The sequence below is a fragment of the Streptomyces sp. NPDC096105 genome (genome assembly GCF_044763335.1).
Lineage (GTDB): Bacteria > Actinomycetota > Actinomycetes > Streptomycetales > Streptomycetaceae > Streptomyces.
In genome coordinates, this window is record NZ_JBIWGC010000011.1 from 102,361 (window position 1) to 124,921 (window position 22,561).

Sequence of the window (22,561 nt, forward strand, 5' to 3'; positions counted from 1 at the left end):
CATCCGTGTGCCGGCTCTCCGGTGCCGAGCGGGGGCACCCGCGTCCGGGCGGACGCGGGCAGCGGGACGCCCGGCCCGCTCCAGCGGCACGTGCGGCTGGACGAGCTCGACGCCGTCCGGATCTCGCATCTGCACGCCGGCCCCGGCGCCGCCTTCTCAGTCGGCCGGGCCGCCGCTGCCCCGGGGCGCCGCCCCGCTGTCCGTCCGCTGCGCCGGAATGTCCGGGTGCGGCGCACGGCGCCGTACCGGGCGCAGCCGCAGCCCTTCCGGCATGAACGTGAGCCGTTCCGTCACGCGGAGGCGGTACCCGGGGTCGGGGCGCAGGTCGTAGCGGCGGAGGAGGAGGCCCAGGACCAGGGTCGCCTCGTGCAGGGCGAACTGGCGGCCGATGCAGGCGCGGGCGCCCGTGCCGAACGGCTTGTAGGTGTGGGGCGGCCGGGACCGTACCGCCTGCGGCTCGAAGCGGTCCGGGTCGAAGGCGTCGGCGTCCGTGCCCCAGACCTCGGGGTCGCGGTGCAGCATCGGGACGAGCACCATCGTCCACGCCCCGCGCCGCATCGGGTGCTCGTCCGCCAGCACCGTGTCCTGCGTCGCCTCCCGTGAGTACGCCGGCGCGGTCGGCCACAGCCGCAGCGACTCGTCGAGGACGCGGCGGACGTGGCGGAGCCGGGCGACCTGTTCGTAGGCGGGCGCGTCCGTGTCGCCCCAGACGCGGTCCACCTCGGCGCGGGCGCGGTCCGCCACGTCCGGGTGGCGGGACAGGTGGTGCAGCGCGAAGGACAGCGCGCCCGAGGTGGTCTCGTGCCCGGCGACCAGGAAGGTGATGACCTGCCGGCGCACGTTCTCCGGCGACAGGCGCTCCCCGGTGCGCGGGTGCGCGGTCTCCAGCATCCGGTCCAGCAGGTCGCCGTCCGCGTGCCCGTCCGCGCGCCGGCGGCGGACCACCTCGTCGACGATGCGGCCGAGCCGCGCGATGTCCTCGGCGTTGCGCCGGTTCGCCCGTCGCAGCAGCAGCGGGGCCAGCGGCGGCGGCACGTTGTTCAGCCGCTGCGCGTGGGAGAGGGTGCCGACCATCGCGGTGACGAAGGGGTGCGGACGGGACCGTTCGAAGGAGCCGAAGTCGTGCCCGAACCCGGTGCGGGCGATCGTCTCCAGCGTCAGCTTGGTCATGTCGCCGGGCACGTCCACCCACCGTCCGTCCGCCGCCGCGCGGTCCCAGTGCTCGGTGAGGCGCGCGGCCACCGACAGCATCATCGGGTGGTAGCCGGCCATGGCCTCGCGGCTGAACCCGGGCGCCAGCACGTCGTGCGCCAGCTGCCAGTTGGGCTCGTGGTTGTGGGCGGTGAACAGCCCGTCGCCCGCGAGCGGGCGCAGGTTGGCCACGCCCAGCCCCACGTGTTTGGCGAACCGCGACTCGTCGGCCAGGTCGGCCACCAGCCGGGGGCCCCAGGTGAACACGAACTCCCTGCCGAAGGCCCGCCGCCGGAAGATCGGCCCCAGCCGCCGGGCGATCCGCACCGTGTCCTGCACGGGCGTGCGTCTGCCCGTCCCGAGGACGTCGCCGAGCAGCGGCAGCCGGTGCGGCGGGTGCGGTATGCGGTGCAGTGCGGGCCAGCCCTGCTCCGCGCTGCGGAACCCCTTCGGCACAGCGGCCCGTGCCGTCGTCTCCGCCATGACGCGGTCTCCTTCGGTCCGGCGAGCGAGTGGCGACGTGTTGCACATGAGTTCAATAACGCGGACCCAGTCTGGTCCGGCGGCCGGACCGGCGTCAACTACAGTGCGGGAATGGCCGTGGACCAGGGCGGGCGCGCACGCCGTCGGCTCAGCACCGAGGAGCGTCGGGAGCAACTGCTCGCGGTGGGCGCGCGGTTGTTCTCCGAGAGCCCGTACGACGAGGTGTGGATCGAGCAGGTCGCCGAGATCGCCGGGGTGTCGCGCGGGCTGCTGTACCACTACTTCCCGGCCAAGCGGGACTTCTTCGCGGCCGTGGTGGAGCGGGAGAGCGAGCGGATGCTCCGGATGACGGCGCCCGTGCCGGGCGTCCCGGTGCGCGCGCAGCTCACCGCCGGGCTCGACGCCTACCTGGAGTACGTCGAGGCCCACGCGCACGGCTTCCGCGCGTTCCACCGCGCCGACGGGGCGGGGGACCGCGCGGTGCGGCGGGTGTACCGGCGGGCGCTGGCCGCGCAGGAGCGGCAGATCCTCGCCGCCCTCGCCGCCGACCCCGAGTTCGGTCCCGTGCTGGGGGAGCGGCCCGACACCCGGCTCGCGGTGCGCGGCTGGCTGGCGTTCACCACGGCGGTCTGTCTGGAGTGGCTGCGCGGGGCGCAGTTGGGGCGCGACCAGGTGCGCGACCTGTGCGCACGCGCGCTCCTGGGCGTCCTCACGCCCTGAAAGGTCCCGAAAGGATCGCCGGAGGCGGTTGGCGCACGCCCCGATCTTCGATAACTTAGGCAAGGCTTACCTAAGAGGAGGTTGGGATGGGTGACCACACGCACGGCTGGGCCGCCGCGCCGGGCGCGGCCGAGCGGGCCCGCTCGGTGCTCGCCGCGGCATGGTCCTGCACGGTGACCGCGGAGGGCACCCGCGAGGAACTGGTCGGCGCGCACACCGTCACGGACGACGGACGGGTGCTGCTGGAGGTGCCCGAGGACAGCGCGCTGCTCGCCGCCGCGCTCTGCGCGCCGCGCGGAGAGCCGTCCGCCGTGCTGGAGTGCGCCGACGTCGCACCCGTCCCCGTGCGCGACCGGATCCGCTCCCGGGTGCGGCTCGCCGGACGGTTCTCCGTCCACGACGGCCGGCTCGCCTTCCGGCCCACCCGGGTGGTGCTCCGCCGGCCCTCCGGCGCGCTGACGGTCGGACCCGACGAGTTCGCCGTCGCCGCGCCCGACCCGTTGGCCGGCGCCGAGGCGCGGCTGCTGACCCACCTCGCGGACTGCCACGCCGACGCCGTCGACCGGCTCACCCGTCTGGTGGACCCGGCGAGCCTGCGGGGCGCGGTCCGGGTGCGGCCGCTCGCCGTGGACCGGCACGGACTGACCCTGCGCATCGAACGCGCCCGCACCGACGGCGACGTACGGCTGCCGTTCCACGCGCCCGCCGACGACCTCTCGCAGCTCACCGAGCGCATGCACGTCCTGCTCTCCCAGGCGAGCGCCGCCTCCTGCCCCCGGCCGCTACAGCGGCAGCGCGCAGACGGCGACGGGTGACGCGAACGGCTCGCCCGCCGGCCGCAGTTCACCGCTGTCCGCGTCCACGTGGAACACCGTCACGTCGCCGGACCTCTGGTTCGCCGCGAACAGCAGCCCGCCGTCGGGGGAGAGGGCGATGTGGCGGGGGAAGTCGCCGCCCACCGGCACCGTGCCGAGCAGTCGCAGCCGGGCCCCGTCCTCCTCGACGGCGTACCGGGCGAGGCTGTTGTGCCCCCGGTTCGCGAGGTACGCGTACCGGCCGTCGCCGGTGACGACGAGCTGCGCCGGGTAGTTGGTGCCGGACCCCGAGCCCGTCGGCTGCGGCTCGCCGATCGTCAGCCGGCCCGACCCGGGCTCGTACGCGCACACCGCCACCGTGTCGTCGAGCTCGTTGGCGAGGTAGGCGTACCGGCCCCCGGGATGGAAGGTCAGGTGGCGTGGTCCCGCGCCGGGCCGCGCGGTCGCCCGGGAGACCTCGGTCAGGGTGCCGGCCCGTTCGTCCAGGCGGTACGTGTACACGGTGTCCGTGCCCAGGTCCACGGCGAGGACGTGACCGCCGTCCGGAGCGGTGACGCACTGATGGGCGTGCGGGCCCTGCTGGCCCGGGCCCGGCGGCGGCTCGGAGTGGGTGACCGTCTCCGTGCGCTCGCCGAGCGCACCCGACGCCCGGATGCGGTGCACCGCGACACTGCCCGAGCCGTAGTCGGCGCTCAGCAGGAACCGGCCACGGGGGTGCACCGACAGATGGCAGGGGGAGGCGCCGCCCGTGGCGCTGCTGCCCAGGACCTCCCGGTCGGACAGCCGCACGGCGGTCACGGCGCCGTCCTCCCGCTCGTTCACCGCGTACAGCGTGCGGCCGTCCGGGTGCACGGCCAGGAACGACGGGTCGCCCACCCCGCCGACGACGCCCGCGCCGGTGATCCGCCCCGTCGCCGGGTCGTACGCCGCCAGACCGATGCCCTCGCCGCCGCCGTCGGCCGAGGTGTACGTGCCCAGGTACAGCGGGCGCGGTCCCGAGGGCGTCGCGCTCGGCGCCGGCGGGCCGGTCGCCGTGGCGGGAGCCGGCGGGACCGGCGCGCCGGACGGCGGGGAACCGCCGTCGCAGGCGGACAGCGACACCCCCGCGGCCGCGCCCACGAAGCGGCGCCTGCTCAAGTCGGCCCTGTTCATCACACGCACCCTCGGTCGTCTCCCGTCCCGCTCGCCACGGGCAACCTTGGCGTCGATCACCCGTCGGACGCAAGGGAACCCCGCGTACCCGGGCGGGTTGTCGTCCATGGGCGGCGCGGAACCGCCCGTCTCAGCGCCGCGCGGACTCCCCGTCCCGGTCGCGGCGGAAGCGGGACAGCCGGTCCCGCACCCGGGTGAGCCGGGGAAGCCGTTCGCGCTGCTCGCGCGAGTGGCGGTCCAGCTCCTCGAACAGCCGCCGGGTCCGGTGCTCGGTGTCCATCTCGTCGAGGATCCGGTTGACCTCCGTCAGCAGGGCGCCCAGCAGCTGCCACCGCTGCGGGTCGCGCCCGGCCTCCTCGTACAGCAGCTCCGCCAGCTTGTCGCGGGTGCCGGCCGCCTGCCGCAGCTGCGAGGCGAGCCGCTCCTCCGCCGACTCGGCGTTGGCGCTCACGCTCGTGGTGACCAGCACCGCGAAGCTGACCACGGCGTCGGCGATCTCCGCCAGCAACTGCTCGAAGACCTGCCCCGTCTCCTCGCTGAAGAGACGTTCCGGCTCCCGCTCCTTCGCCAGGTCGGTGAGGGTGCGGGCCAGCACCCGCAGCACCACCGTGCAGATCTCCAGCGTGTCCAGACCGGTGCGCAGCACCACCCGGTGCAGCAGCCCCTCCCGCACCCGGGGGTTGAGCCGCAGACTCTCCTCCGCCTGCCGCAGGTCCGCGTCGACCTCGCTGATGTCGTGGTCCAGCCGGCGGGCCTCGTGCAGCCGGGCCGCCGCGCGCGCCGCGGGCGGACGGCCGGCGGCCTCCTCGCCGATCCGCAGCATCAGCTGCCGCACCCGGCGCGCCAGCTCCTCGATGGAGGCGCCGGCCTCCTCCACCCACACGGGCGGCGCCAGCAGCAGGTTGAAACCCATCCCGACGACGGCCCCGATCAGCGTCTCCACGATGCGCGCCCAGGCGGTGTCCCCGTGCGTGGTCACCCCGAGCACCAGCATCGCGCTGATCGCCACCTCGGGCACGAACTCGCCCGCCCGCACCACATGGCCGGCGACCAGTGCCGCGAGGATGAGCAGGCCGAGGCTCCACCAGGTCAGACCCACCAGCAGGCTGAAGAGGATCGCCAGCACCACGCCGGTCACCACGGAGTTCACCCGGCGCAGACCGGTGGTCAGCGTGGAGTACAGGGTGACCTGGACGACGAGCAGCGCGGTCAGGGGGGCGGTGAGCGGCGCGGCCTCCGGGCTCAGCCGGACCGCGATGACGTAGGCGAGTGTCGCCGCGGCCGCCGACCGCACCGTCTGCACGGTCAGCGGATCACGGTGTTGCTTGAGGAACCGGACGGCAGGCGTGGTCATCTGGCGTACGACGTGCATCTTCGGACGGTTCCCCCTCCCCGCGTGTGACGAACGTGTTCTCGTGTGACGGCAGTCCCCCGGGGGACGGACGCCGGGCCCCCGGCCGTCCGGCGGGACTACAGCTTGTCGACGAAGGCGAGGAGATTGCTCCGTGTGCGGTCGATCTGCTCCTCCAGGGTGAGGCTCTCCCCGAACCGGACCCCGGTCTCCGGCACCTTCAGCCCGCGCAGGTACAGGGAGCAGGCCAGGTCGGTGCACATGTAGGCGCCGACCGAGTTGCCCTCCCGGCCCGCAGGGCCCGACTTGCGCGCGGTCATCAGCGAGACTCCGCCGCGCGGATGGGTCGTCAGGCACAGGGAGCACATGCTGCGGTGCAGGAAACCCCGCTGGGCGGGCTGGAAGCGCAGGGCCACTCCGACGAGCCGGTCCCGCCGCTCGACGACCAGATAGCTGCGGTCGGGTGCGCCGGGATCGCCCCAGCCGAGGAAGTCGAGGTCGTCCCACGGACGCTCGGCCAGGTCGCGGGGCACGGACAGCCGCTTCGCCTCCCCCTTCGAGCAGTTGATGAAGGAACCGCGGATGTCCTGCTCGGTGAGTGCTCTCATGAGGTCGTCTCCTGTGACGTTCCGGCAAACCTAGGAGGTCTAGGTTTCGGCGGCCAGCGTAAGGACCCGCCCCGCGCGGGAGCCAACGGTTTTCCCGCCCGCGCCCCGCCCCCTCCCGCCCCGGGCCCCACCCGGTACCGTCCCGCACCGCGCCCGGGACCGCGCCGTACGCTGTACCGCAGCCGCCGAGGGGGAGGGGTGCGCACGATGGGGGACTCACGGGAACGGGCCCGCCGGGTGCTCGCGGGCGCGGGCCTGCCGCCCGACGCCCTGGCCGGGGTGCGCCCGCTGACCGGGGGCACCTACAACACCGTCGAGGAGATCCTCCTGACCGACGGTACCCGCTACGTCCTGAAGGTCCCGCCCCCGTCCGGCGTGCCCGGCCTGCGGCACGAGCGGCGGCTGCTGGTCGCGGAGGCCGCGTTCTGCGCGGGCGCGGAGCAGGCCCGGGTGCCCGCGCCACGCGCCGTGTCCCTCGCCCCGGACGACACGGCGCCGCACCTGCTGATGACCGCCTGCCCGGGCGTGCCCTGGCCCGAGGCGGACCCCACCGACGAGGAACGGACCGGCCTGCGCACCGAACTGGGCCGCCAGGTGGCGCGGCTGCACCGGGTCACCGGTACCGCGTTCGGCCACCCCTCCGGCGCGCTCGGCCCGCTCGCCCCCGACTGGCGGTCCGCCTTCACCACGATGACCGGCGCCGTGCTCGCCGACGCCCGCGACCACCGCCCCTGGCTGCCCCGCCCCGTCGACGAGGTGGCCGCCGTCCTCCGGGCCGCCGCTCCCGCGCTCGACGCGGCCGGCGTGCCGGTGCTGGTCCACTTCGACCTGTGGCCGGGCAACATCCTGGTGGACCGCCCGGCGGACGGCCCCGCCCGGATCGGCGGACTGATCGACGGCGAGCGGATGTTCTGGGGCGACCCGCTCGCCGACTTCGTCTCCCTGGCGCTGCTCGGCGACATCCGGCGGGACGACGCCTTCCTGGCCGGCTACGCGGAGGAGGGCGGCCCTGCGGTCCTCGACGGGAGCGCCCGTCTCCGTCTCGCCCTGTACCGCGCCTACCTCGACCTGATCATGCTCACCGAGACCGTGCCCCGGGCCGTCGGCGCCGAGGACGCGCGCCGGGTCCGGGAGAGTGTCGGCCCGCACCTGGCGGCCACGCTGGACGAGATCACCGCTCTGAGCACGTGCGCATCGTGACCTCGTGCACTGAAGGGGGAGGGAGCGTCGCGCCGAGCCGCCGCTCGGCGGTGTGCGCGGGCCGGGCCGCGTCCACGGGAGGCGAGCCGGAGGCGGCGGGGAACGGACCCCGCGACCTGCCCGGGGGCGTACGCGGGCGCCGAGCCGCCGCTCGCCCGCCGGCGCGACGCCGCTCCGGGCCGGACCCGGGGGAGGATCAGCCGGTGGACTCGTCCGGCACCGGGGCCTCCGGGTAGGACGCCGCCGAGTGCGGCGCGCCCTGGCGGCCCGTGCCGGCCTCGTCCGTGTCCGGCACGTCGTCGGCGGAATCCGGCCTGTCCGCTTCCTCGGCCTTGCGCTCGCTCTCCCGCTCCGCGGCGGCCGGCGCGACCTCCCAGGGGTCCTCGTCGGGGCCGGCCTGCTGGTCCGGCATGTCCCTGGGGACACCCGCTCCGTTCTCACCGGGACTGTCGATGCGGTGGTCGGTCACGACGCTCTCCCTTCATCCGTACAGCACTCGCGGGTACCCCGCGCGGGCCCGCGCACGCGCCGCTCAGCCGACCGCGCTGCCGTGCAGCGGCGCCGTGTTCTCCCCGGCGCCCTGCCGCATGCCCAGCAGGAACTCCTCCACCACCTGCGTCGCCGTGCGCGTCGGCTGCCAGCCGAGCTCCACCCGCGCCCGGGTGCAGTCCATCAGCGGCAGCCGCAGCACCGCGTCGAACAGGTGCGGGGACGCGGGCAGCAGCCGCAGCCCCCAGGCCGCGGCGACCGCCGACCGGGCCGCGGCGCGCGGCAGCCGCACCCGGCGCGCGCCGAACATCTCGCCCAGCAGCTCCACGTCCACCGTCGGCTCCGCCGCCAGGTTGTACGGCCCGCGCGCCTCGGCGGACAGGACGGCCAGCCGGTACGCCTGCGCCGCGTCGTCGGTGTGCAGCACCTGCATCCGCAGCCCGGGGACGTCCGGCAGGAACGGCAGCAGATCGGGGCGGGCCAGCTGCCCCGGCAGGTAGCGGCCGCCGAAGATGCGGCGCTGCTCGCTCGCCGACTCGCGCTTGAAGAGGAACGCGGGCCGCATCCGCACCACCCTGAGGGCGGGCCGGTCCCGCTCCACGATGTCCAGGGCACGCTCCAGATACGCCTTCTCCCGGCAGTACGCCGCGTCCGGCCAGCCGTGCGTCGGCCACGTCTCGTCCACCGCGTGGTCCTTCGGGCCGGGGGAGTACGCCCCCACCGACGAGGCGTGCACCAGCGTCGGCACCTCCGCCCGGGCCACCGCGTCGAACACCCGCATGCTGCCCAGCACATTGCTGCGCCAGGTGGTCGCGGGGTCGTGCGTGGGCTGGAACGCCCAGGCCAGATGGATCACCGCGTCGGCGCCCGCGAACTCCCGCACCAGGTCGAACCGGTCCGAGGCCAGGTCCACCGCCGACCACTCGGTCTTCGGCGGCGACCAGTCGGGGATCCGCCGGGCCAGCCCCCGTACGGAGGCGACCTCCGGTTCCTCCGCGAGGGCCCGCACCACGCTGGTCCCGACGTTTCCGGTGGCGCCGGTGACGACGACCCTGAGTCCCGCTGCGCTGCTCACCCTTCCACTCCCTCCGGCCGGTCTGCTTGGCGGAACCGTCCGGGTACCCCGCACACGCGCGGGCTCACGCGCGCCGCGAGGGCGTGGGTGCAAGGGAGAGCCCCGGCCGTGACGGGGGGAGCACGGCCGGGGCGGCAAGGAGGCGGGTGCGCATGGCGGTCGCCTCGCGGCGAAAGGCTCCACAGGGCTTCAGCCGAACGATCGTCCCTGTGGGCGAATGGTGAGGCCCGGGGACACTGTCCCATCCGCACCCACGGTCGGTTCAACGGGAAACCGCCACCGTGTGTTCCGCCCACGGTCCCGTTCCGCGGTGACGTGTGTCACCCCGTCCGGCGGCGGTCAGCGGCCCCGCGCGTCCGGGTCGAGGTCCGCCCACAGGTTCTCCGCCTGGAGCACCAGCGTGCCCAGGACCGCCGTCCGCGCCGCGCCCTGCCCGGCCTCCGCCCTCAGACCCTCCTGGAGCCGGGTGTGCAGGTCCCGCATGGCCGCGTCGGTCCGCTCGTCCAGCAGCGGATCCGCCGTCCCTTCCTCGCCCAGCAGCCGGTCCGCCTCCGCGCGGCAGCTGTCCCCGAGGAGTTCCAGCAGCTTTCCGTAGGAGCGGAGCACCTCCGGGTCCGGCGCGGCCGGGGAGCGCTCCTCGTCCGCGGCGACGGCCAGGCTGCGGGTCAGCGCCGTGACATGGCCGGTGATCCGGCCGAAGCGTTCGTCCTCGTCCTGTGACGGCAGCGCCTCCGCCGGCGCGCGGTGCAGCTTGCGCAGCAGACCCGACGTCAGCCGCAGGCTCTCCCTGCTCCAGCCGCGCGCCGAACGCAGCGAGTCCAGCCGGTCCTGCAGCCGCTTCGCCGCGCTCAGCCGGTTGGCCGCCGTCTGCGCGTCCCAGTCGCCCTCGCGCAGGTCCTCGGCGACGGCGTACAGCACCTCGCCCGCCTCCCGGGCCAGCGCCGCGAGGTTCTCCCGGACGTCCCGGAGGTGGACGGGCGGCAGGACGAGCGCGTTCACCGCGACGCCGATGGCCGCGCCGAGCGCCGCCTGCCCCAGCCGGTGTCCCACGGCCTCCGCGCTCACCGTGCCCGTGGCGATGGTGAACACGGCCGTGGTCGCCGCGTAGATGCCCTGGTCGCCGAAGCGCGGCCAGTTCGACAGCAGCACCAGGACGGGCACCGACAGGGCGATCGCGCCCGTGGTGTCGTCGGTGACCGCCTGCGCCCCCGACGCCACCAGCGCGCCGATGCAGATCGCGGCGAACTGCCGCGCCCCCTGCACCAGCGAGCTGTACACCGTGGCCTGCACCAGTACCAGCGCGACCCAGGGCGCCATCAGCGCCATCGGGTCGCCGAGCCACACCTGCGCCACCAGCCAGGCCAGCAGCGCCGCCAGAGCCGCCTTCAGCGACTGGACCAGCAGGTCCCGCTCCCGCCCCGGCCCGCGTAGGGCGGCCCGGGCCGCCCGGCCGACCGAGCGCGCCTCCCACCGCACGGCATCCGCCGCCCGGGCCAGCCGTCCGCCCGGGTCCTCGTTCTCCGTCCCGTCGATCACCCGCGTCATGAGCTGCGGGTTCCCCCGGCACACCGGTGATGAAGCATGCGGGACCTCACGCCAGGGGGGAGTCCGCCAGCGAGGCCAGCAGATGCGCCGGGTCGTCGTACACCACGTCCGCGCCCGCCTCGGTCAGGTCGGCGCGCGGGATGCCGCCGCACAGCAGGCCCACACAGCGCACCCCGGCCCGGGCGGCCGCCCGCATGTCCCACACCGTGTCACCGACGAACACCGCGCGTTCGGCGGGCACCCCGGCCAGCTCCAGCGCGTGCTCCACGGGCTCGGGCGCCGGCTTGCCCTCGTCGACGTCGTCGGCGCTCGCCGTGGCGGAGATCGCCCGGTCCGCGTCGACCGCCCGGCGCAGCGCGCCCAGCTCCGCCCCGCCCGCCGAGGTGGCGAGCACCACCGTCCAGCCGTCGTCGTGCAGCCGCTCCAGCAGCCGCCCGGCGTCCGGCAGCGCCGGCAGCCGGTCGAAGTACTGCCCGTACAGCGTCTTGTGCGCGGCGCTCAGCCCGGCGTCCTGCGAGGTGTCCCGGTCCTCGCCGAGCAGATGCGCGATCAGGTCGGTGGAGGGCAGGCCCACCGCGCGGTGGATCGCGTGCATCGGCACCTGGTGGCCGGCCTGCCGGAACGCCTCCCACCAGGCCGTGACATGCAGATGGTTGGTGTCGGCCAGAGTGCCGTCGACGTCGAACACCGCCGCACGGTTCATGACGGTTCTTCCTCTCCTCGCGGACCGGTACGGGTACCACCGCGACCGCCCGCCACGCCGGCCGGCGTCCCGCGCTTCCGGGCCCGCGCCGGCAGCCCCTCCGGCGACCGGGCGGCGCCCACCCGCTCAGGCGGCGCCCCGCACCCCTCGGCGCGGACGCGGTACGCCGGAGCCGGCGACCGACCGCTCCGGCGGGAACGCGACGTCCTCCAGCGCCTCGACGGGGGCCGTGGCCACCTCCTCGCTCCAGGGTTCCCCGGGGCGGACGGGGCCGCACGCCGCGTCCGGGACGGTTGGCCCGCGCCGGCGCGGGTACTGCGACCCGGCACCCCGGACACCGACGACGAGGAGGCACGCATGGCACTCTCCACCCCCGTCAACGGCAAGGTCGCCGTGATCACCGGCGCGGACTCCGGCATCGGCCGGGCCACCGCCGTACGGCTCGCCGCCGCAGGCATGGACGTGGGCATCACGTACCTCAGCGACCGTGAGGGCGCGGAGGAGACCGCGGAGGAGGTGCGAGCGCACGGCTGCCGCGCCGAGGTCGTCCGCCTCGACCTGACCGAGCTGCCCGGCGCCGCCGACACCGTGGACGACCTGTGCGAGCGGCTCGGCCGCGTCGACGTGCTGGTCAACAACGCCGGCACCGGCACGAGCACGCCCTTTCTCGACCTGGCGCCCGAGAAGGTGCGGGAGGTGCTCGACGTCGACCTGCTCGGCCCGTTCCTGTGCTCGCAGAAGGCGGCGCGGCACATGATCCGGCAGGGCGACGGCGGCCGGATCGTCAACGTGACCTCCGTGCACGAGCACCAGCCCCGGGTCGGGGCCGCTCCGTACTGCGCGGCCAAGGGCGGCCTCGGACTGCTGACCCAGGTGATGGCGCTGGAGCTGGCCGAGCACGGCATCACGGTGAACGCGGTCGCCCCCGGTGAGATCGCCACCCCGATGACCGGCCAGGAGGACACCGACCCGCACACCGAGAGCCGCCCCGGCATCCCCCTCGGCCGGCCCGGCGACGCCCGTGAGGTCGCCGCGGTGATCGCCTTCCTCGCCGGCCCCGACGCCTCGTACGTCACCGGCGCCTCGTGGAGCGTGGACGGCGGGATGCTCCGCATGGGACCGCAGGCCGGCTCGCACCTGACGAGCGACGACTGGCGGCGTCCCTGAGGGACGGTTCCGGGCTGCTGTGTCCGAGAGGCCGGGTTCGTGTTGTTTGGGGCTACCCTCGGAGGCATGACCGAAAGCGCGAGTCCGTACATGTCACAGCCGCGGATCACGGTGCTCGGAGTGCAGCCCGGGTCCCCGCCCTTCCGGATCGTGGAGATCGACGGAGAGATCGTGGGTGAGGCCAGGTCGGTCACCGACGTGCTCCAGGCGGCCGTGGTGTACGGCATCACGGTGCACGACCTGGACGACCCCGACACGGTCCGCTGGGTGGGCGGGGACAAGTTCACCTGGTCCTCGCGCCAGGCCCCCCGCGTCCGCGAGGAGCAGAGGGAGAAGCCCTAGACGGCGTACGCCTCCGCCCGCGGGGGACGGAGGCGTACGTACGGCGTGCGGCGGCCCTCGGGTCACTCCTCGGAGCGGCGTGCGTGCACGGCCCTGCTCATCCGCCGGCCCACGAGCAGGTAACCGATCAGCGCCCCGGCGGTGTTGAGGATGACGTCGTCGATGTCGAAGGCGCGGCCGGTGACCAGCGAACCCTGCGCCACCTCGACCAGCAGCATCACCACGGCCGTCAGGACCAGGATCCGCAGGAAGCCCCGGGTGCGCGGCGCGACGACCGGCGCGAGCACCCCGAAGGGCACGCCCAGCAGGATGTTGCCGCCGATCTGCTTCACCGCGTCCCGCAGCGCCGGCTGGTCCAGATAGGCCCGCAGGGAGCGGCCCGGATGCAGGTTGGTGTGGGTCAGGGACTCCGAGGCGGGGGACGGCTGCAGCGTGAGCCGGGCCAGCACCACCGCGAAGAGCACCATGAAGGCGAAGGCGCACAGCATCACCAGCAGCCGCAGGGGCAGCGGGAGCGGATGGCGGGCGGCGCGGGCCATCGGATGTCCTCCAGTCGTCAACGTCCTTGAGTGTTACGGCGGTTACCCCCGGCCGGGCCGGACAGTCCGGGTCAGCCGGCGAAGCTGACGCGCACCCGCTCGAAGCCCAGGGAGCGCAGCAGGCCCTGGAGCATCTCCCGGGTGTTGGCCTCCGCCCGCGCGGTCAGCCCGCTCTCCTCGGCCGCCTCCCGGATGTGGCGCACCGCGAGCTTCTGCACGGCCTGTTCGCCGTTCGGGTTGTCCGAGAAGAGATCCCCGAGCCGGTCGAGCAGGCCGCGCTGCTTGGAGACGGCGTAGGAACGGTCCACGTCCAGCGCCGGGGCGTCCAGACGGGCTCGGGGCAGCCGCAGCGTGGCGGAGGTGCGGTCCTCGTCCACCCGGACGTCGCCCTCCTTCAGCCCGCCGAGGTCGACGTACGCGTCCACGGTGCCCGCGCCCACGTACAGGGTGCGGCTGCCGCGGACCGCGTCCGGCAGGAACTTGGTGTCCTTCTCCAGGTCCACCACCACCTGGAAGGCGCCCGAGGCGGCGTCGTAGCGGCTGATGTCCTGGATGGACTCCAGCAGCGCGGGACCCGAACGGTCGCGCGTCTCCGTGCCGAACAGGTCCTTCAGCCCCGGCAGCACGCTCAGCCGGATCCCGGCGAACAGCACGGCCAGCAGCACCACCGTCGCGCCCAGCACCTTCACCCAGCCGGGCACGCGCGCGGTCGGTCCCTCCACCGGAGTCGTCATGGCGACGGCCCTCCTTCCTTCCGTCCGGATGCCCGTCATCCCGCGGAACAGACAAGGCGATCGGGGGACGGCCATCGGCACCCGGAGCACGGAGGGGCGCACGGGCGGGCGGGCCCGCGAAGGGCTACACCGGCCCGGACCTCGATCCGGGGGCGGTCAGCGCCGCCTCCAGGGTGGGCCACGGAGGCAGCAGGCGGGACAGCCCGGTGATCCGCAGCATCCGCAGGGTCAGTGGATGGGCGCACACCAGGTGCAGCCGTCCGTCGGCGAGGCGGTGCCGGGCCCGGTGGACCAGGCGCAGCCCGGAGAGGTCGAAGAACGCGACGTGGGTCAGGTCGATGACCACGCGGGCGTCCGGCTCGGCGGTCGCCAGGTCGAGGTGCGGCACGATCTCCGCGGCGGCCGCGATGTCGATCTCGCCGTGGAACTCGAGCACGGTGTGGCCCCGGTCGCGGCGCACGCGCAGATGCCGCGTCAGCGGCGGGGGTTCGTACCGCACGACGCCGTCGCCTCCGGTCTGCTCCGTGCTCCGGGGAGGGCAGCCGGCCCCAACACCGGTCCCCGGCACGCTGGTTACTCGCGGACGACTGCATTTGAGCATGTTCGAATGACATATGTCTTCGTCTTGCGGCCGAGTTTTTCACCACTGTGATCGATGAGTGAAAACGGCGAGCGCGGACAGGTGTCACCGGGCGGGGCCGGACCGTCCCGCATCCGACGCCGCGGAGGAGACATGGCACTGGTGACCACGGGCGTGGTGGTGCTCGACTGCGCCGAACCCGAGAAACTCGCCGATTTCTACAAGGAGTTGCTGGAGGCGGACCACGTCGACGCGAGCGCCAACCGGGTGGAGATCCGCACCGCCGACGGCTTCCGCCTGGCCCTGCGCCGCGACGTGAACGCGACCGCGCCGAGCTGGCCCCGCCCGGAGAACTCCCTCCAGGCGCACTTGGAGTTCATGGCGGACGACCTGGACGGGGTGGAGCGGAAGATCGTGAGCCTGGGCGGCCGCCCGACGGAGAGCGGTGACTCGTCCGGCTCCACCGAGGAGCGCGGGTACGCCGATCCGGCGGGGCATTCCTTCACCGTCCGCCGGGGCACGCCGACAGCGCCCAAGCAGGGCTGAAACGCCGGAGGGGCTGAAACGCCGGAGGGGCTGAAACGCCGGAGGGGCTGAAACGTCAGCCCCTCCGGCGTTCCGACGAGCGCGACCGTCCGGGTCAGTCACGGCCCCCTTGGTCCGGTACCGGCCAGGTCCCGGTGGACCGCTCGATCGCCTTCGCGCCCGCGCGGTCCACCGCACTGCGCACCACCGCGAAGATCGCCCCCTGGATCGCCGCCGCCAGCAGGATCTCGCCCCAGCTGCGGTCGCGGTCCAGCGCGTCCGGCGCGTTGTCCTCCTTTTTGATCACCTTCCAGGTCTTCTGGAAGGCCAGGCCCGCCACGGTGCCGCTGGTCCAGCCCAGCGCGAAGCCGATCGGCTTGTACGCCAGGGGCAGCTTCTTCTTCGCCTTCTTGTTCTTCCTCGCCACGTCGCCTCTCCTAGGTCGGCTGTTTCGAGTGGGATGGGTGGTCGGCCGGGCCGGGCGTCAGGGGCGGCCCCGCGCCGGGATCTCCTCACCGGGCGGCACCGGACCGGGCGGGGTGCCGTCGCCGAACGGCCGGCCGCCGAGCTCCTCGCGGTGGTGGGGAGACGTCCAGCCGGCCAGGTCGGGCCCGAGCGGGACGATCCCGGACGGGTTGATGCCGGTGTGCACCTGGTAGTAGTGCCGCTTGATGTGGTCGAAGTCGACGGTGTCGCCGAACCCCGGCGTCTGGTACAGGTCGCGGGCGTATCCCCACAGCACCCGGCTCTCCGTCAGCTTCCAGCGGTTGCACTTGAAGTGCCCGTGGTACACCGGATCGAACCGCACCAGGGTGGTGAACAGCCGGATGTCCGCCTCGGTGAGGGTGTCCCCGACCAGGTACCGCTGCCGCTCCAGCCGCTGCTCCAGCGACTCCAGCCGCCCGAACAGCGCCGTGCAGGCGGCCTCGTACTCCTCCTGCCCGGTGGCGAAACCCGCCCGGTACACCCCGTTGTTGACGTCCCGGAAGATGTCGTCCATGACCGCGTCGATCTCGTCGCGCAGCTTCTCGGGATACAGGTCGGGCGCCCCCTCGCGGTGCAGGGCCGTCCACTCGGTGGCGAAGTCCAGGGTGATCTGCTGGTAGTCGTTGGTGACCAGCTTCCCGTTGGGCACGTCCACCACGGCCGGCACGCTCACCCCGCCCGGATGGCCCGTCTCCCGCCGGTCGTAGGCCTCGCTGAGGTAGCGGATGCCGAGCACCGGGTCACGGCCGTCGGGGTCCAGGGTGAAGCACCAGCTGCGGTCGTCCTGGACCGGGTCCGCGACGGCCAGGGACACCGCGTCCTCCAGCCCCAGCAACCGCCTCGACACCAGTGCCCGGCTCGCCCAGGGGCAGGCGCGGCTCACCACCAGCCGGTAGCGCCCGGCCTCCACCGGCCACCCGTCCCGCCCGTCCGCGGTGATCCGGTCCGCGAAGTGCGCCCGGGACCGCTTGAACGCCTTCCTGCCGTACGAGCTGTTGCCGCCCGAGTCGTCGCGGCCGCTCATGGTGGTCTCCCTCTGTCGTGGTTGCGTCGTCCCTGTGACCGCGTTCCCCGTTGTTCCCCGTTTTCCCCCGACCGCACGGTATGAGCTGGACCGGCCGGGGCAATCGCCCGACGTGACTACACGATCGGATCGCAGAACACGGGTCACCGTCCTGGTGGCGCTCGCGGCCAACCTCGTGATCGCCGCCGCCAAGGCCTTCGGCGGCCTGGCCGCGTCCTCCCCGGCGCTGCTGTCGGAGGCGGCGCACTCGGTGGCCGACAGTCTGAACGAGATCTTCCTGCTCGCGGCCCTCCGCCGCAGCCGCCGTCCGGCCGACACCCGCCACCCCTTCGGCTACGGCAAGGAACGGTTCTTCTGGTCGCTGCTCGCGGCCGTCGGCATCTTCGTGATGGGCGGCTGCTTCTCCTTCTACCAGGGCGTCGACGCGCTGCGGGGCGGGGGGGACGAGCACCTGAGCGGTTACGTCGCCGGGCTCGTCGTGCTCGGCGTGGCCCTCCTCGCCGAGGGCGCCTCGCTGCTGCGCGCCCTGTACCAGGTGCGCCGGCAGGGCGGCGGCCTCGGCGACCCGGCGCTGCGCACGGTCGTCGCCGAGGACGGCACCGCGGTCGTCGGCGTCACCCTGGCCATGGCCGGCATGGCGCTGCACATGACCACCGGACAGGTCGTGTGGGAGGCGTCCGCCTCGCTCGCCATCGGCGTCCTGCTGGTGTACGTCGCCTACCGGCTCGGCCGCGAGGCCCGGGACCAGCTCATCGGCGAGGCCGCCGACCCGCGGGCGAGCGAACGGATCCGGGAACTGCTGCGCGCTCAGCCCGAGATAGACAGCGTGGAGGCGCTGTTCACCATGAAGACCGGGCTCGACACCGCGCTGGTGGCCGCCCGGGTCGACCTGGTGCCGGGGCTGGACAGCGAGCGGGTGGAACAGGTCGCGGTGCGCATCAAGCGGTCCATCGCCCGGGTGGTCCCCGAGGCCGCCCAGGTGTTCCTCGACGTCACCGACCGCGGCGCGACGGAGGCATGGGAGGGCCCCGCCGCGACGGGGGAACGCGGCGGGGCCTGAGGCCCGTGTGCCCGGCGGCCGGGGCTTCATGCGCGACCGGGCCGGGATTTCCTCCCGGCCCGCCGCACCGGCCCCGTCAGCCCTGGCCGGGCCGCTCCAGCACGAACACCGGGATCTCCCGGCTGGTCTTCTGCTGGTACTCCTCGTACGGCGGGAAGGCCGCGACCGCGCGCTTCCACCACTCGGCCTTCTCCTCACCGGTGACCTCACGGGCCGTCATGTCCCACGTGTGCGGGCCGTCCCGGAGTTCGACGTGCGGATCGGCCTTCAGGTTGTGGTACCACACCGGGTGCTCGGACGCGCCGCCCAGCGAGGCGACCACCGCGTAGCGGCCCTCGTGCTCCACCCGCATCACCGGGGTCTTGCGCAGTTTGCCGCTCCTCGCTCCCCGGCTGGTCAGCACGACCACGGGTCTGCCCTGCAGCGTCGTCCCCTCCGTGCCGCCGGACCGCTCGATCAGTTCCACCTGTTCCCGCACCCAGGCCGTCGGGCTGGGTTCGTACTCGCCTTCGAGAGGCATGGCATCCGTCCCATCGTTCTCGCGTCGTACGGCCGAGTCGATCATCGCTCCGGACGCACCGCACCCGGAAGCCGTCCGGACCCGGGCGTGTCCCGGCCGCTGGGGACCGGTGCCCCGGAAACCCGGTCCGATCCCCGCCCGCGCAGGCGTCCGCACCCGCACGGGACGGGCAGGTCTGCCGCCCCGGCCCCGTCAGCCCGGAGCCGACGCCGTCCGCAGCGCGAGCGCCGGCGTCACACCGCTCGCCACCAGCCCCGTCACCAGCCGCCCCCGGTGACCGGTCAGCGCCCGCCCCAGCAGGGCGCCGCCGCCGGTCAGGAGCACCTGCCGGCTCGCGGAGGCCGCGAAGGCCGCCGTCACGAACACGGCCCGTTCCGCCGCCCCGGCAGCCGTCCCGCCCTGCGAGCCGAGCACGAGCGCCGCGAAACAGATCACCGTGGCCGGGTTGAGCAGGGTGATCCCCAGCAGCGTCAGGTACGCCCGCAGGGCGGTCGGGGGCGCCGTCGCGGAGCGGACGGCGAGCCGCCGGCCGCGGTACTGCCGCGGAGCGCGCCGGCCGCGCCCCACGCCGCCAGCACCAGCACGCACACCCCGCGCAGCGGACCCAGCGCGGGACGCAGCGCCGAGGCGAGGGCGGAACCGCCGAGGACGGCGGCGAGCGCGTACAGACCGTCGGCCGTGGCGACGCCGAGGGCCGCGCACACCCCGGTGCGCAGGGACGTACGGGCGGTGAGGGGGACGAGGTGGGCGCCGACGGCGCCGTCGGGAACGGCGATGCCGTAACCGGCCGGCAGCCCCGTCGGCAGCGCGGCCGTCACAGGCGCGGGCGAGTCGTGCCTTCCCGGGCGCCGCGCTGCCGCTGCCGGCCCGCGACGAGGGCGAGGACGGACGACGACCGCGGGAACACGAACGTGGACATGGGAGGGACCCTGGGGCCTGCCGCCCGGTACCGGCAACCGGTTTTGGCTGGCTAGGGTGCCCGGGTGACCGACAAGCCCTTCCTCTACGTCGTCGTCTGCGCCGCCGGAGTCGCCGCGGACGTCGGCAAGCTGATCACCGCCGCGCAGGAGCGGGGCTGGGAGGTCGGTGTCCTCGCCACCCCGACGGCGATGAGCGGCTTCTTCGACGCCGCCGCCGTCGAGACGCGGACCGGCCGCCCGATCCGCTCCGCCTGGCGCCGCCCCGGCGACCCGCGCCCCTTCCCGGCGCCCGACGCCGTGGTGGTCGCCCCGGCCACCTTCAACACCGTCAACAAGTGGGCGGCCGGCATCGCCGACACCCTCGCCGTCGGCACCCTGTGCGAGGCCGCCGGGCTCGGCGTGCCGATCGCCGTCCTGCCCTGCGTCGCCGACGCGCTGGCCGCCCATCCCGCCTACCGGGACAGCGTCGCCCGGCTGCGCGGCATGGGCGTCCGCTTCGCCGACCCGCACGAGGGGGAGGCCGGAGGGGACGGCGGACGGCGGGAGTTCGGCTGGGAGCGGGCCCTGGACCTGCTGCGGAACGGCTGAGCGGCACCCCGCACCCTGACGGACGAGGAACCCCAGGAACTCGCCGAGCCCCGCCCCCCGCACCCGATCGCGGGCCACTGACGGGACGGTGACGCCGGGACGCGGCCGGGGAACACCCGGTCGGCGCCCGCCGCGGCGAGAGGCGCGAGCCTCACCGGGGAGTGACTTCCGCCGAGGTCACTCCCTGTCCGCCAGGGCCAGTTCCGCCCAGATCGTCTTGCCCTCCGTCGTGTGCCGCGTCCCCCACCGCTGGGTGAGCTGGGCGACCAGGAGCAGGCCGCGGCCGCCCTCGTCCCAGGTCTTGGCGCGGCGCAGGTGCGGAGCCGTGTGGCTGCTGTCGGAGACCTCGCAGATCAGCGTCGACGCGTCGTGGATCAGGCGCAGCCGGATCGGCGGGGCGCCGTAGCGGATGGCGTTGGTGACCAGCTCGCTCACCACCAGCTCCGCCGTGAACGACGCGTCGGTGAGCGCCCATGCGGCGAGCTGGTCGAGGACCTGCTTGCGGATCGGGGCCACCAGCGCCGGATCGGCCGGGATGTCCCAGGTGGCGACCTGTGAGGACGGCAGGCCCCGGGTGCGGGCCAGCAGCAGCGCCACGTCGTCCGCCGAGCCGCCCGGCGCCAGCACGCTGTTCAGCACACGGTCGCACGTCTCGTCGAGCGGGCCCGACGCGCCGGACAGCGCCTCGCGCAGCGCGGCCTCGCCCTGCTGGTCGCCCCGCCCGGGCGAGGTGACCAGTCCGTCGGTGTAGAACGCCAGCACGCTGTCGTCGGACAGCTCGAACTCCGCCGACTCGAACGGCAGCCCGCCCAGCCCCAGCGGCGGCCCCGACGGCAGTTCCAGGTGCCGGGCCGGTCCGCCCGGCGGGATCAGCACCGGCGGCGGATGGCCCGCCCGGCACAGGGTGCAGCGCCGCGACACCGGGTCGTACACCGCGTACAGACAGGTCGCGCCGACCTCTCCGGGCCCGGAGTCGCCGCCCGCCTCCTCCGACAGGTGCAGCACCAGGTCGTCGAGGTGGGTGAGCAGCTCGTCGGGGGCGAGGTCGATGTCGGCGAGGGTGCGCACGGCCGTGCGCAGCCGGCCCATCGTCGCCGAGGCCTGGATGCCGTGGCCCACGACGTCCCCGACGACCATGGCGACCCGCATCCCGGACAGCGGGATCACGTCGAACCAGTCGCCGCCCACACCGGAGCGCGCGGCCGGCAGATAGCGGGTGGCGGCCTCCAGGGCGGCCGTCCGCGGCAGGGACCGGGGCAGCAGGCTGCGCTGGAGGGTGAGCGTCGTCTCCCGCTCCTGCGAGTAGCGGCGGGCGTTGTCGATGCAGACGGCGGCGCGCGCGGTGACCTCCTCGGCCAGCAGCACGTCGTCGTGGGTGAACGCCTCCGGCCGGCTGAAGCGGGTGAAGACGGCCACGCCGAGGGTGGTACCGCGCGCCTGGAGCGGCACGGACAGCATCGAGTGCACGCCGTACTCCTCGATCCGCCGGGCCCGCGTCTCGTCCACCGACAGCCACGGGTCGAGGTCGCCGGACGGCACGGAGGCGAGGATGCTGTGGCCGGTGACCAGCGAGTCCGCCTGCGGCGAGTCCTCCGGGTAGGCGACCACCTCGCCCACCCGCGCGACGCTCTCCGGGGCGCCGGCCGTCAGGGACCGCTGGGCGACCCGGCGCAGCGGGACCGGCGGGGACAGCGGACCGGCCGCCTCGCTCCCGCTCTCCTCCGGCTCCAGCAGCTCCACGCTGACGAAGTCGGCGAGCGCCGGTACGCACACGTCCGCCAGCTCCTGCGCCGTCCGGGTGACGTCCAGGGTGGTGCCGATGCGCATGCTGGCCTCGTTGACCAGCTGCAGCCGCTCCCGGGCCCGGAACTGCTCGGTGAAGTCGTGCGAGGTCACGCACACGCCCCGCACCCGTCCGGACCGGTCGGTCAGCGGCGCCAGCCGGGCCAGCCAGGCGTGCGCGTGGCTCTCGGCCCTGGCCTTCATGTGCGTCTGCATGTCGTGCGGCCGCCCGGTGCGCAGCACCTGCCGCAGCTGCCGTTCCAGCTCGCTGTGCTGCGGGCGGCTCCCGATGTCGGTGGGCCGCAGCCCGCGCAGGTGGCCGGCGGGCAGGCCGAGGAGCTGGGCCATCGCGTCGTTGACCCCGCGCAGCCGCAGCCCCTGGTCGAAGACCATCGTGGCGCACGGCGACTGGAAGACGGCCTTCCTGACCAGCGGGTCGTCGGGCAGATCGTGGTCGGTCGCCTCCAGCGGGGTGACCGCGAGCCACTCGCCGGGGCCGTCGCCGGAGGGCTGCCGGTGATGGGCGAGCACCCACACGCTCACCGTGCCGCCGTCGCGGTGGCGCAGCGCCAGCGTGCCGTTCCACCGGTCGGACGGCAGTGGGAGCGGTCCCGAACCGTCGGCCAGCAGCTCGGCGGCCGGGCGGCCGACGACCTCCTCGGCCCGGTGTCCCAGCAGCAGTCGCGCGCCCTCGCTCCACCGCGTGAGCGTGCCGTCGGCGGTGATGACGGCCCGGGCCGTCACGGCATCGTCGAACGGGTCGTCCGGCCTCATCGTCGCCACTCCATCGCGCCCACTCACCGTGAACCGGTGCATCGCCAGGGTCCCAGCCTAGTGCGTCGGAGCATGACATGAACGGGAACCGGGGCCGCCGCCTCCGCGACATCCGGAGGGCGCTTGTCGTGTCACGACCGTTGACGGGGCGTCACATCTGCCACAACCATGGGCGGCGCACGGAGTTG

At 74.5% G+C, this 22,561-nt stretch carries 23 protein-coding genes and 1 pseudogene; 8 read left to right on the forward strand and 16 right to left on the reverse strand.

Features of this window, described 5'->3' with window-relative positions; translation table 11 throughout:
* Positions 1-156: 156 nt before the first annotated feature.
* Complete coding sequence (locus ACIQ8B_RS19395; RefSeq protein WP_403548229.1) at positions 157-1,674, reverse strand: cytochrome P450; 1,518 nt, start codon at positions 1,672-1,674, stop codon at positions 157-159.
* Positions 1,675-1,785: 111 nt separating this feature from the next.
* On the opposite strand from ACIQ8B_RS19395, the gene ACIQ8B_RS19400 reads away from it, so the two are divergent.
* Positions 1,786-2,394 (forward strand): TetR/AcrR family transcriptional regulator, encoded by a 609-nt coding sequence (locus ACIQ8B_RS19400; RefSeq protein WP_403548231.1) that lies wholly within the window; start codon positions 1,786-1,788, stop codon positions 2,392-2,394.
* 86 nt (positions 2,395-2,480) lie between these two features.
* The gene (locus tag ACIQ8B_RS19405; protein WP_403548233.1) at positions 2,481-3,209 is read left to right on the forward strand and encodes a DUF2470 domain-containing protein; all 729 of its coding nucleotides are present in this window, start codon (positions 2,481-2,483) and stop codon (positions 3,207-3,209) included.
* Here ACIQ8B_RS19405 and ACIQ8B_RS19410 read toward each other — a convergent pair.
* The 3 genes from ACIQ8B_RS19410 to ACIQ8B_RS19420 form a co-directional block, all read right to left on the reverse strand.
* The gene (locus ACIQ8B_RS19410) at positions 3,177-4,361 is read right to left on the reverse strand and encodes a lactonase family protein (RefSeq protein WP_403548235.1); all 1,185 of its coding nucleotides are present in this window, start codon (positions 4,359-4,361) and stop codon (positions 3,177-3,179) included. The two genes, ACIQ8B_RS19405 and ACIQ8B_RS19410, sit on opposite strands and share 33 nt — an antisense overlap.
* A 130-nt stretch (positions 4,362-4,491) precedes the next feature.
* Positions 4,492-5,733, reverse strand: coding sequence for an aromatic acid exporter family protein (locus ACIQ8B_RS19415; protein WP_290003167.1), 1,242 nt, complete (start codon positions 5,731-5,733; stop codon positions 4,492-4,494).
* 98 nt (positions 5,734-5,831) lie between these two features.
* The gene (locus ACIQ8B_RS19420; RefSeq protein ID WP_403548237.1) at positions 5,832-6,320 is read right to left on the reverse strand and encodes an FBP domain-containing protein; all 489 of its coding nucleotides are present in this window, start codon (positions 6,318-6,320) and stop codon (positions 5,832-5,834) included.
* Between the two features lie 207 nt (positions 6,321-6,527).
* Here ACIQ8B_RS19420 and ACIQ8B_RS19425 point away from each other — a divergent pair, with 207 nt between their 5' ends.
* Positions 6,528-7,520 (forward strand): phosphotransferase family protein, encoded by a 993-nt coding sequence (locus ACIQ8B_RS19425; RefSeq protein WP_403548239.1) that lies wholly within the window; start codon positions 6,528-6,530, stop codon positions 7,518-7,520.
* A 196-nt stretch (positions 7,521-7,716) separates the two neighbouring features.
* On the opposite strand, the gene ACIQ8B_RS19430 is transcribed toward ACIQ8B_RS19425, so the two are convergent.
* The 4 genes from ACIQ8B_RS19430 to ACIQ8B_RS19445 form a co-directional block, all read right to left on the reverse strand.
* Complete coding sequence (locus tag ACIQ8B_RS19430) at positions 7,717-7,989, reverse strand: hypothetical protein (RefSeq protein WP_106411116.1); 273 nt, start codon at positions 7,987-7,989, stop codon at positions 7,717-7,719.
* A 63-nt stretch (positions 7,990-8,052) separates the two neighbouring features.
* Positions 8,053-9,084, reverse strand: a complete 1,032-nt coding sequence (locus tag ACIQ8B_RS19435; RefSeq protein WP_403548241.1) for an SDR family oxidoreductase — start codon at positions 9,082-9,084, stop codon at positions 8,053-8,055.
* 339 nt (positions 9,085-9,423) lie between these two features.
* Positions 9,424-10,629 (reverse strand): aromatic acid exporter family protein, encoded by a 1,206-nt coding sequence (locus ACIQ8B_RS19440; RefSeq protein ID WP_403548243.1) that lies wholly within the window; start codon positions 10,627-10,629, stop codon positions 9,424-9,426.
* A 46-nt stretch (positions 10,630-10,675) separates the two neighbouring features.
* Positions 10,676-11,332 (reverse strand): HAD family hydrolase, encoded by a 657-nt coding sequence (locus tag ACIQ8B_RS19445; RefSeq protein WP_290003177.1) that lies wholly within the window; start codon positions 11,330-11,332, stop codon positions 10,676-10,678.
* Between the two features lie 357 nt (positions 11,333-11,689).
* Between ACIQ8B_RS19445 and ACIQ8B_RS19450 the strand changes: the two genes are divergently transcribed.
* Complete coding sequence (locus ACIQ8B_RS19450) at positions 11,690-12,499, forward strand: SDR family oxidoreductase (RefSeq protein ID WP_403548246.1); 810 nt, start codon at positions 11,690-11,692, stop codon at positions 12,497-12,499.
* Positions 12,500-12,565: 66 nt separating this feature from the next.
* Entirely contained in the window at positions 12,566-12,841 is a 276-nt protein-coding gene (locus ACIQ8B_RS19455; RefSeq protein ID WP_290003180.1) for a hypothetical protein, read from the forward strand.
* A gap of 62 nt (positions 12,842-12,903) precedes the next feature.
* Here the strand turns inward: ACIQ8B_RS19455 and ACIQ8B_RS19460 are convergent, their stop codons facing one another.
* From ACIQ8B_RS19460 to ACIQ8B_RS19470, 3 genes are all read right to left on the reverse strand, one after another.
* Positions 12,904-13,380, reverse strand: coding sequence for a VanZ family protein (locus ACIQ8B_RS19460; RefSeq protein WP_403548248.1), 477 nt, complete (start codon positions 13,378-13,380; stop codon positions 12,904-12,906).
* Positions 13,381-13,451: 71 nt separating this feature from the next.
* On the reverse strand, positions 13,452-14,114 hold the full coding sequence (locus ACIQ8B_RS19465) for a DUF4230 domain-containing protein (protein ID WP_403548250.1): 663 nt from the start codon (positions 14,112-14,114) through the stop codon (positions 13,452-13,454).
* Positions 14,115-14,238: 124 nt separating this feature from the next.
* Complete coding sequence (locus tag ACIQ8B_RS19470) at positions 14,239-14,613, reverse strand: STAS domain-containing protein (RefSeq protein WP_290003184.1); 375 nt, start codon at positions 14,611-14,613, stop codon at positions 14,239-14,241.
* A gap of 234 nt (positions 14,614-14,847) precedes the next feature.
* Between ACIQ8B_RS19470 and ACIQ8B_RS19475 the strand changes: the two genes are divergently transcribed.
* Complete coding sequence (locus ACIQ8B_RS19475) at positions 14,848-15,240, forward strand: VOC family protein (RefSeq protein WP_290003185.1); 393 nt, start codon at positions 14,848-14,850, stop codon at positions 15,238-15,240.
* 94 nt (positions 15,241-15,334) lie between these two features.
* On the opposite strand, the gene ACIQ8B_RS19480 is transcribed toward ACIQ8B_RS19475, so the two are convergent.
* Positions 15,335-15,646, reverse strand: coding sequence for a DUF4235 domain-containing protein (locus tag ACIQ8B_RS19480; RefSeq protein WP_290003187.1), 312 nt, complete (start codon positions 15,644-15,646; stop codon positions 15,335-15,337).
* A gap of 57 nt (positions 15,647-15,703) precedes the next feature.
* The gene (locus tag ACIQ8B_RS19485) at positions 15,704-16,729 is read right to left on the reverse strand and encodes a glutathione S-transferase family protein (RefSeq protein ID WP_403548252.1); all 1,026 of its coding nucleotides are present in this window, start codon (positions 16,727-16,729) and stop codon (positions 15,704-15,706) included.
* Positions 16,730-16,841: 112 nt separating this feature from the next.
* Between ACIQ8B_RS19485 and ACIQ8B_RS19490 the strand changes: the two genes are divergently transcribed.
* Positions 16,842-17,789: a cation diffusion facilitator family transporter gene (locus ACIQ8B_RS19490; RefSeq protein WP_403548254.1), complete on the forward strand. Its 948-nt coding sequence runs from the start codon at positions 16,842-16,844 to the stop codon at positions 17,787-17,789.
* Positions 17,790-17,865: 76 nt separating this feature from the next.
* On the opposite strand, the gene ACIQ8B_RS19495 is transcribed toward ACIQ8B_RS19490, so the two are convergent.
* Complete coding sequence (locus ACIQ8B_RS19495) at positions 17,866-18,309, reverse strand: nitroreductase family deazaflavin-dependent oxidoreductase (protein WP_403548256.1); 444 nt, start codon at positions 18,307-18,309, stop codon at positions 17,866-17,868.
* Between the two features lie 192 nt (positions 18,310-18,501).
* Positions 18,502-19,127, reverse strand: a pseudogene (locus ACIQ8B_RS19500) (LysE family transporter).
* 165 nt (positions 19,128-19,292) lie between these two features.
* On the opposite strand from ACIQ8B_RS19500, the gene ACIQ8B_RS19505 reads away from it, so the two are divergent.
* Positions 19,293-19,817: a flavoprotein gene (locus tag ACIQ8B_RS19505; RefSeq protein ID WP_403548257.1), complete on the forward strand. Its 525-nt coding sequence runs from the start codon at positions 19,293-19,295 to the stop codon at positions 19,815-19,817.
* A gap of 177 nt (positions 19,818-19,994) precedes the next feature.
* Here the strand turns inward: ACIQ8B_RS19505 and ACIQ8B_RS19510 are convergent, their stop codons facing one another.
* The gene (locus tag ACIQ8B_RS19510) at positions 19,995-22,373 is read right to left on the reverse strand and encodes a SpoIIE family protein phosphatase (RefSeq protein WP_403548259.1); all 2,379 of its coding nucleotides are present in this window, start codon (positions 22,371-22,373) and stop codon (positions 19,995-19,997) included.
* Positions 22,374-22,561: the final 188 nt, after the last annotated feature.

Coding starts and splice junctions, on each gene's coding strand:
- ACIQ8B_RS19395 (WP_403548229.1), bottom strand. CDS start 1,674: ATGGCGGAGACGACGGCACGGGCCGCTGTGCCGAAGGGGTTCCGCAGC.
- ACIQ8B_RS19400 (WP_403548231.1), top strand. CDS start 1,786: ATGGCCGTGGACCAGGGCGGGCGCGCACGCCGTCGGCTCAGCACCGAG.
- ACIQ8B_RS19405 (WP_403548233.1), top strand. CDS start 2,481: ATGGGTGACCACACGCACGGCTGGGCCGCCGCGCCGGGCGCGGCCGAG.
- ACIQ8B_RS19410 (WP_403548235.1), bottom strand. CDS start 4,361: ATGAACAGGGCCGACTTGAGCAGGCGCCGCTTCGTGGGCGCGGCCGCG.
- ACIQ8B_RS19415 (WP_290003167.1), bottom strand. CDS start 5,733: ATGCACGTCGTACGCCAGATGACCACGCCTGCCGTCCGGTTCCTCAAG.
- ACIQ8B_RS19420 (WP_403548237.1), bottom strand. CDS start 6,320: ATGAGAGCACTCACCGAGCAGGACATCCGCGGTTCCTTCATCAACTGC.
- ACIQ8B_RS19425 (WP_403548239.1), top strand. CDS start 6,528: ATGGGGGACTCACGGGAACGGGCCCGCCGGGTGCTCGCGGGCGCGGGC.
- ACIQ8B_RS19440 (WP_403548243.1), bottom strand. CDS start 10,629: ATGACGCGGGTGATCGACGGGACGGAGAACGAGGACCCGGGCGGACGG.
- ACIQ8B_RS19445 (WP_290003177.1), bottom strand. CDS start 11,332: ATGAACCGTGCGGCGGTGTTCGACGTCGACGGCACTCTGGCCGACACC.
- ACIQ8B_RS19450 (WP_403548246.1), top strand. CDS start 11,690: ATGGCACTCTCCACCCCCGTCAACGGCAAGGTCGCCGTGATCACCGGC.
- ACIQ8B_RS19455 (WP_290003180.1), top strand. CDS start 12,566: ATGACCGAAAGCGCGAGTCCGTACATGTCACAGCCGCGGATCACGGTG.
- ACIQ8B_RS19460 (WP_403548248.1), bottom strand. CDS start 13,380: ATGGCCCGCGCCGCCCGCCATCCGCTCCCGCTGCCCCTGCGGCTGCTG.
- ACIQ8B_RS19465 (WP_403548250.1), bottom strand. CDS start 14,114: ATGACGACTCCGGTGGAGGGACCGACCGCGCGCGTGCCCGGCTGGGTG.
- ACIQ8B_RS19475 (WP_290003185.1), top strand. CDS start 14,848: ATGGCACTGGTGACCACGGGCGTGGTGGTGCTCGACTGCGCCGAACCC.
- ACIQ8B_RS19485 (WP_403548252.1), bottom strand. CDS start 16,729: ATGAGCGGCCGCGACGACTCGGGCGGCAACAGCTCGTACGGCAGGAAG.
- ACIQ8B_RS19495 (WP_403548256.1), bottom strand. CDS start 18,309: ATGCCTCTCGAAGGCGAGTACGAACCCAGCCCGACGGCCTGGGTGCGG.
- ACIQ8B_RS19510 (WP_403548259.1), bottom strand. CDS start 22,373: ATGAGGCCGGACGACCCGTTCGACGATGCCGTGACGGCCCGGGCCGTC.